The sequence below is a fragment of the Bacillus sp. GMa5/1 genome (genome assembly GCF_050172015.1).
GTDB classification, from domain to species: Bacteria; Bacillota; Bacilli; order Bacillales; family Bacillaceae_G; genus Bacillus_A; species Bacillus_A cereus.
Genome location: NZ_JBNLYC010000277.1, coordinates 1 through 4,006, shown reverse-complemented (window position 1 = coordinate 4,006; position 4,006 = coordinate 1). Strand labels below are relative to the sequence as shown.

Below are 4,006 nucleotides of genomic sequence, written 5' to 3'. Positions count from 1 at the left end.
CACCTATACAGATTATTATTAAGATAGAAAGAAGATTATAATATGAAAACTAAGCTTAAGAAAAAGAGAATTATAAGTGTATTGTTGGCTATTACTTTAGTAGCAATAGGGTATTACGTGTTTCAATCTATTACGAATCCTAAGCTGGTAAATGCGGAAGAGGCAAATAGTGTTCAGCAAGTGAGCAGTCTACCTAAAAATGAATTAAAAAAATTGATACCTAATCGTTTTGATGGTAAAGAAAGAAAAGTTGCATATTTAACTTTTGATGATGGACCTGGAAAATATACAGCTAATCTATTAGATGTACTAAAGAAAAATGATGTGAAAGCAACATTCTTTTTAATTGGAGATAATGTGAAAAGGTTCCCAGATTTAGTGAAACGAGAGCATGTAGAAAACAATTATGTGGGCATGCATAGTATGACACATGATTTTAAAAAGCTATACACCAATCAGGAATATGTGAAGGAAATGAAAGAAGATCAATCTTTAATTAGAAACGTTATTGGATACACACCGAAATTAACACGTCCACCATATGGATCAATGCCTGGCTTAAATGAATCACTTCGAAATGAAGTGGTAGGAAATAATTTGAAAGTATGGGATTGGACAATTGATTCTTTAGATTGGAAATACAATAAATTACCCGTTGATGTAGCAGCTGCAAAGATTGTTCAAAATGTCTTAGCAGGTGCGACGTCTTCAAAGGAAATTGTTTTAATGCACGATATTCATCCACAATCTGTCGCGGCAGTTCCTGCAATTATAAAAGGGTTAAAAGAAAAAGGGTACGAATTTGAAGCTTATGATGAGAACAATCATTTTCCAATAAACTTTTGGCATGATAATCGTATATAAAGAGATATATTAGTTAAAAGAAAATCAGAATGGAATAAGCAATTCATATAGGGTTTAAATATTTGTAAGAGCGTGTTTAGATAGATGAAAACACGCTCTTTTTACTGAACTATTTTATTGTAGATTTAAGTATAGGCTTTCTAATTTTAGAAAAATTTATATGATTTTTTCATTCATTTCTACATAAGCGTTGGATATTTCGTATGTTTGGCCAGAATGAAAAGAGTTTATTAAACCATTCATTATTCACGTTCTTCTTCATATATTTGTACCACAATTATTTTTTTGTTGTTAAAACTAGTTTTTAAGAAGCATATGTTTTAGCAACTGCAGAAATTCTGTATCACTTTTATCATTTTTTATATAATCCTGTTCGTAGTTAAAAATCATTCGTACTAACATAAAAGCTGTAAGCGGTAATGGTACCTTATGCAAAGCTCCTTGCTGATAACCTTTTTCGAGCAAATTACTTATCATGTTAATTGCTTCTTCTTCAGATTGTTTAAAACAAGTTGTAATTTCAGGTGAATGGTACTCTTTATATTCTTGAAAGAGTGTAGAAACAAACGGATCTTGATGATATTCTAGGCTGATATAATGAAGAATTTTTTGTATTCGAAGTAAAACATCTTTTTCTTCTTTATATAAATTAAATAATTGTGAGCGTTTGAGCTGAATATGACGCATATAGCAGTCACATAATATTTCAGTTTTATCTGTATAGTAATAATAAATAGTACCTTTACCAACTTTAGCTGTCTTTGCAATTTCATCAACCGTTGTGTTACGGACACCACGCGTAGAGAACAGTATTGTGGCAGATTGAATGATTTTCATTTTTTTATTTTCTTTTTCTAATTTGATCATTGTCTACACCCTATCCTTGAAATATTTAGCGAAGTTTTCTATCTTTACATTCTGTATTAGTTCATTTGTAATTTTGTAACTCCTAATAGAAAGTCCTCTATTTGCTTCTTATAGAATAACATACACCATTCTTATTTCTAGTATATAACTATAATAGAATGCAACTGTATCACTTAAGATAAAAATGAAAGTTTAAGGTAATAATTTTTTAATCGGACGATGATTTCTTTCTTGATTGAATTATTTGATTTTTTATTCAATTCATTTTATTATATAAACATGACTAAAAGATGTTTTTAGTCGGATTTTTTTACGGAAAACCGACTGATATTCAATTTTAGTCGGTTTCTATACTATTTGAGAGAAGGTAGACACTATGTGTGGAATTGCAGGGTGGATAGACTGGTCTAAAGACCTGTCTCATGAACAAGAAACGTTAAAAAAAATGACAGATGCTATCATTCACCGAGGACCTGACGCAGAGGGGCATTGGTTTTCAAAACGAGCGGCATTAGGTCATCGACGTCTCATCGTCATTGATCCTGAAGGTGGCCTTCAACCTATGCTGTATAAAGATGGAAATGATACGATTGGCCTTACGTTCAATGGAGAAATTTATAACTATCAAGAATTACGTAAAGAACTTGAGGAGAAAGGTCATGAATTTCAGACCAAGTCGGATACAGAGGTATTACTACACGCTTACTTAGAGTGGCAAGAAGATTGTGTTCAACACTTAAATGGGATTTTTGCTTTTGGTATTTGGGATGAAAGATTTGGGAAATTGATGCTTGGTCGTGACCATCTAGGCGTGAAGCCTTTATTTTTTGCTCAAAGGGGAAGCGCAATTCTTTTTGGTTCAGAGTTAAAAGTTTTACTTTCGCATCCATTTGTAGATGCAGAGGTAGATAAAGAAGGACTTTCTGAAATATTCTGCCTTGGACCAACACGTACTCCTGGTCATGCTATTTTCAAGGATATACATGAAGTGCGTGCTGGCCATTATATGACGTTTACCTCTAATGGCTCGACTACGACACAATATTGGAAACTTGAAAGTAAAAAACATGTAGATGATATTGATACAACAGTCGAGACAATCCGCTCCATTTTACAAGATACGGTTAAACGGCAGTTAATTGCTGATAAACCAGTGGTATCTATGCTTTCCGGAGGTTTAGATTCCAGTGGTTTAACAGGTTTAGCAGGAAATGAATTTGGGAATAAAGGGGAACGCCTTCATACATATTCCCTGAATTTCATCAATGATGAAAAAGACTTTGAGCAAGACTTCCTTCGTTTTGATCGTGATGAACCTTGGGTGAAACGTGTGGCTGAATATGTAGGAACAAAGCATCATTCTATAGAGTTAGGATCAGATAGTTTAATAGAGTATTTATTAACTCCAATGCGAGCGCGTGATCTACCTGGAGTTGGAGAACTGGAAACGTCTCTTTATTTGCTATTTAAGGAAATGAAGAAAGACGCAACAGTTGCACTTTCAGGCGAATCCGCAGATGAAGTATTCTCAGGATATCCATGGTTCCATCAAGAGAAGTTTCTAGATGCAGAGATATTCCCGTGGAGTGTTAATTTATGGTATAGTACAGAAATTCTATCAGAAGATTTTAGAGCGAAGATTAGCCCTGAAAAATATCAAAAACAAAAATTTGAAGATGCAGTTGCTGAGGTTCCCTTTTTAGAAGGTGAAAGTGATCTGCAAATGAAGCAACGTCAAATGTCTTACATGTTTATTACACGTTTCTTGCCATTTATGCTAGAACGAAAAGATCGCACAAGTATGATGAATGGCTTTGAAGTACGAGTTCCATTTTGCGATTACCGGCTTGTAGAATACCTATGGAATGTCCCATTCGAAATGAAAAGCATAGACAATATTGAAAAAGGTATTTTACGTAGAGCTTTTGAAAATGTACTTCCAGAAGATGTACGTTATCGCAAAAAAAGTGCATATCCAAGCACTAAGGATGCCTCTTATCTACAAGGTATTAGTGATTGGATGTTACATGTGTTGAACAATCCTGAATCACCTATTTTGCCATTAATTAATGTAGAAAGAGTTCGTGCTATTGCAGAAGGAAAAGACGAAGTAATTTCAGGTAATGATGCACGAGGTATAATAGATTATTTACTTCAAGTTAATAGTTGGCTAGAGGAATATAATATTAAATTAATATGGTAGATGTAATTTTCAAATAAAGAGAATAGCTGAAACATCAATGACCTAAGTGAACCGCACCTCCAATGTATTAGA

The 4,006-nt window shown here is 33.5% G+C and carries 3 protein-coding genes; 2 read left to right on the top strand and 1 reads right to left on the bottom strand.

The window, feature by feature from the left end; translation table 11 throughout:
- Window positions 1–42: 42 nt before the first annotated feature.
- Entirely contained in the window at window positions 43–864 is an 822-nt protein-coding gene (locus tag ACQGSG_RS27235) for a peptidoglycan-N-acetylglucosamine deacetylase (protein WP_098592065.1), read from the top strand.
- 297 nt (window positions 865–1,161) lie between these two features.
- On the opposite strand, the gene ACQGSG_RS27230 is transcribed toward ACQGSG_RS27235, so the two are convergent.
- The gene (locus ACQGSG_RS27230; protein WP_000593070.1) at window positions 1,162–1,731 is read right to left on the bottom strand and encodes a TetR/AcrR family transcriptional regulator; all 570 of its coding nucleotides are present in this window, start codon (window positions 1,729–1,731) and stop codon (window positions 1,162–1,164) included.
- Between the two features lie 376 nt (window positions 1,732–2,107).
- Between ACQGSG_RS27230 and asnB the strand changes: the two genes are divergently transcribed.
- Window positions 2,108–3,934 carry an asparagine synthase (glutamine-hydrolyzing) gene (gene asnB, locus ACQGSG_RS27225; protein WP_098592064.1) on the top strand — a complete coding sequence of 609 codons (1,827 nt, stop codon included), beginning with the start codon at window positions 2,108–2,110 and terminating at the stop codon, window positions 3,932–3,934.
- Window positions 3,935–4,006 lie beyond the last annotated feature (72 nt).

Coding starts and splice junctions, on each gene's coding strand:
- ACQGSG_RS27235 (WP_098592065.1), top strand. CDS start 43: ATGAAAACTAAGCTTAAGAAAAAGAGAATTATAAGTGTATTGTTGGCT.
- ACQGSG_RS27230 (WP_000593070.1), bottom strand. CDS start 1,731: ATGATCAAATTAGAAAAAGAAAATAAAAAAATGAAAATCATTCAATCT.
- asnB (WP_098592064.1), top strand. CDS start 2,108: ATGTGTGGAATTGCAGGGTGGATAGACTGGTCTAAAGACCTGTCTCAT.